Source organism: Actinomadura montaniterrae (genome assembly GCF_008923365.1).
In the GTDB taxonomy this organism is placed as follows: domain Bacteria; phylum Actinomycetota; class Actinomycetes; order Streptosporangiales; family Streptosporangiaceae; genus Spirillospora; species Spirillospora montaniterrae.
The window spans coordinates 1-3,067 of sequence record NZ_WBMR01000424.1 but is presented as its reverse complement, the minus strand read 5'-3'; the positions used below and the strand labels follow the sequence as shown (position 1 = coordinate 3,067).

At 76.9% G+C, this 3,067-nt stretch carries 4 protein-coding genes; all 4 read left to right on the top strand.

What is annotated here, in order from left to right:
- Positions 1-474 (top strand): 5-oxoprolinase subunit B family protein (locus F9B16_RS49865; RefSeq protein WP_151547261.1); only part of this gene is annotated, 474 nt, incomplete at its 5' end.
- Complete coding sequence (locus F9B16_RS49860; protein WP_151547260.1) at positions 471-1,376, top strand: 5-oxoprolinase subunit C family protein; 906 nt, start codon at positions 471-473, stop codon at positions 1,374-1,376. The genes F9B16_RS49865 and F9B16_RS49860, both read left to right, overlap by 4 nt.
- Positions 1,373-2,164 (top strand): putative hydro-lyase, encoded by a 792-nt coding sequence (locus F9B16_RS49855; RefSeq protein ID WP_225992677.1) that lies wholly within the window; start codon positions 1,373-1,375, stop codon positions 2,162-2,164. Before F9B16_RS49860 ends, F9B16_RS49855 begins: the two co-directional genes overlap by 4 nt.
- 20 nt (positions 2,165-2,184) lie before the next feature.
- The coding region (locus F9B16_RS49850; protein WP_151547259.1) for a serine/threonine-protein kinase at positions 2,185-3,067 on the top strand (883 nt) is incomplete at its 3' end.

The window sequence follows — 3,067 nt, the reverse complement described above, 5'->3', positions numbered from 1 at the left end:
CTGACCCTGCTGCTCGACCCGTCCGCCGACCCCGCCCGGGTCGCCGCCGCCGTGCGCGGCGCGCGGCCCGGCGCGGCGGCCGGGTCCGCGGCGGCCGTCGAGGTCCCCGTCGTCTACGACGGCCCGGACCTCGCCGAGGTCGCCGCGCTCACCGGGCTCACCCCCGACGAGGTCGCCGCCGCCCACACCGGCACGCCGTGGCGGGTCGCGTTCACCGGGTTCGCCCCCGGGTTCGGCTACCTGGACGGCGGCGACCCCCGGCTGGACGTCCCGCGCCGCGGCACCCCGCGGGTCCGGGTCCCGGCCGGCGCGGTCGGTCTCGCGGGCCGCTACAGCGGCGTCTACCCGGTCGAGTCGCCCGGAGGCTGGCAGCTCATAGGGCGTACGGAGGCCGTCCTATGGGACCTTGACCGCGACCCTCCCGCCCTGCTCAGGCCCGGGGTAAAAGTTCGTTTCGTCCGGAGGGAACCATGAAGCGGGGCCTGGACGTTCTCCAATCAGGACTCCTGGCAACCGTTCAGGATCTGGGACGTCCGGGTCACGCGGCGCTCGGCGTGGGGGTGGCGGGCGCCGCGGACCCGGATTCGTTCCGGCTCGCGAACCGCGCGGTCGGCAATCCCGAGGACGCCGCCGCCATCGAGGTCACGTTCGGCGGGCTCCACATCCGGTCCCGCGGCTGCGTGTTCGCCGCACTGACCGGAGCTCCCGCGCCCCTCACCGTCGGCGGCCGCGCCGTCGCCCCCTTCTCGGTCTTCCACGTGCCCGACGGCGCCGAGCTGCGCATGGGCACGCCGGCCACGGGCCTGCGCAGCTACCTGGCCGTCCGCGGCGGGATCGCGGTCCCGCCCGTCCTCGGCTCCCGCTCCACCGACACGCTGTCCGGCCTCGGCCCGGCCCCGCTCAAACCCGGCGACCTGCTCCCGGTCGGCCCGCCGCCGCGCGCGGACCCGCAGCTGGACGCCCTGCCGGTCGCGCCGCCGCCCGCCCTGGACGTCGTGCTGCGCGCGATCCCCGGCCCCCGCGCCGACTGGCTCGCCCCCGGCGCCCTGGACGCGCTGTTCCGCTCGCCCTACGAGGTGACCAGCGAGATCGACCGGGTCGGCATGCGGCTCGACGGCCCCCGCCTGCAGCACGCCGGGCGCGGCGAGCTGCCCAGCGAGGGCACCGTCACCGGCGCCCTGCAGGTCCCGCCGTCCGGGCTGCCCGTGCTGTTCCTCGCCGACCATCCGGTGACCGGCGGCTACCCGGTCATCGCGGTGGTCGTCTCCGCCGACGTCGGGCGCGCCGCGCAGGCGCGCCCCGGGCAGCGGCTGCGGTTCCGCCCGCATCCCGCGCCCCCGCTCGCAGGACCGCATCCGAGACAGGAGGGACCGTGACGAATCCGATCGACCCGGGCTCGCTCAGCCCGGACCAGGCCAGGGCGCTGTTCCGCGCCGGGCTGCGCGTCCCGACGGCCGGCTGGTGCTCCGGCTGGACGCAGGCGAACCTCATCGCCGTGCCCCGCGACCAGGCCTACGACCTGCTGCTGTTCGCGCAGCGCAACCCCAAGCCGTGCCCGGTGCTGGACGTCACCGAGCCCGGCGAGGCGTCCGCGTCGCTCTTCGCCGGCGACCTGCGCACCGACCTGCCCGGCTACGTCGTGTACGAGCACGGCGAGCCGGTCGCGGAGGTGTCCGACGTCACCGGCTACTGGCGCGACGACCTGGTGTCCTTCCTGATCGGGTGCAGCTTCACCTTCGAGGACGCGCTGCGCGAGGCGGGCGTCCCGGTCCGGCACATCGAGCAGGGCACCAACGTCCCGATGTACCGGACGAACCGGATGTGCCGCCGCGCCGGCGAGTTCGGCGGCCCGCTGGTCGTGTCGATGCGGCCCGTCCCCGCCGCGCAGGTCGCCGACGCCGTCCGCGTCACGGCGCGGTACCCGTCCGTGCACGGCGCGCCCGTGCACGTCGGCGACCCCGTCGAGCTCGGCATCGCCGACCTCGGCGAGCCGGACTTCGGAGATCCGGTGGAGGTCCGGGTGGACGAGATCCCGGTGTTCTGGGCGTGCGGGGTGACGCCGCAGGCCGCGGTCATGGCGTCCCGCCCGAAGCTCGCGATCGGCCACGCGCCCGGGCACATGGCGATCACCGACGTCCGCGACACCCGGTACCTCGTGCCCTGAGTCCGGCATAGGCTGCCCCCATGCCCGAGATCGTCGCCCCGGGCGACCGGCTCGGGGAGCGCTACCTCCTGGAGGCGCCGCTGGGCGCCGGCGGGATGGCCACCGTCTGGCGCGCCACCGACCAGGTCCTGGACCGCGCCGTCGCGGTGAAGGTCCCGGCGGACGGCTGGCCGGAGGAGCTCGGCCGCCGGCTCCGCCAGGAGGCCAAGGCCGCCGCCGGCCTCGCCCACCCGAGCATCACCGGCGTCTACGACTACGGCGAGGACGACATCACCCCGCGGACGGGGCGGTTCGCGCAGCGGCGGCGCGTCCCGTACGTGGTGATGGAACTGCTGGACGGCGAGACCCTCGCGGCGCGGCTCGCGCGCGGCCCGATGCCGTGGCGGGAGGCGGCCGGGGTGTGCGCGCGGATCGCCGACGCGCTGGCCGCCGCGCACGCCGCCGGGGTCGTGCACCGCGACATCAAGCCCGCGAACGTGTTCCTGACGCCGGTCGGGGTGAAGGTCCTCGACTTCGGCATCGCGTTCACCGGGACGTCCGGCGGGCCGGTCCTCGGCACCCCCGCCTACGTCGCCCCCGAGCTGCTCACGGGCGCCGAGCCGGGGCCGTCCGCCGACGTCTTCTCGCTCGGCGTCGTGCTGAACCAGGCGCTGACCGGCGAGGCCCCCGCGCCGGACGTCGGCGCGTTGCCGGACGGCGTCCCCGCCGAGGTCGCGGAGCTGTGCCGCCGCTGCCTGGACGAGGACCCCGGCGCGCGTCCGGCGGCGCCGGAGGCGGCCCGGATCCTCGCGGACGCGGCGGGCGTGCAGCTCGCCCCGTTCCCGCAGCACGCCGAGGCGGCGGCGGTCGTCGGCGATGGCGAGCATCCGCCGACGCGCGTGCTGGACGAGCCGCTCCCGGAGC

What these genes read in the sequence shown, in the direction of transcription:
- F9B16_RS49860 (WP_151547260.1), top strand. Translation starts at nt 471, where the DNA reads ATGAAGCGGGGCCTGGACGTTCTCCAATCAGGACTCCTGGCAACCGTT.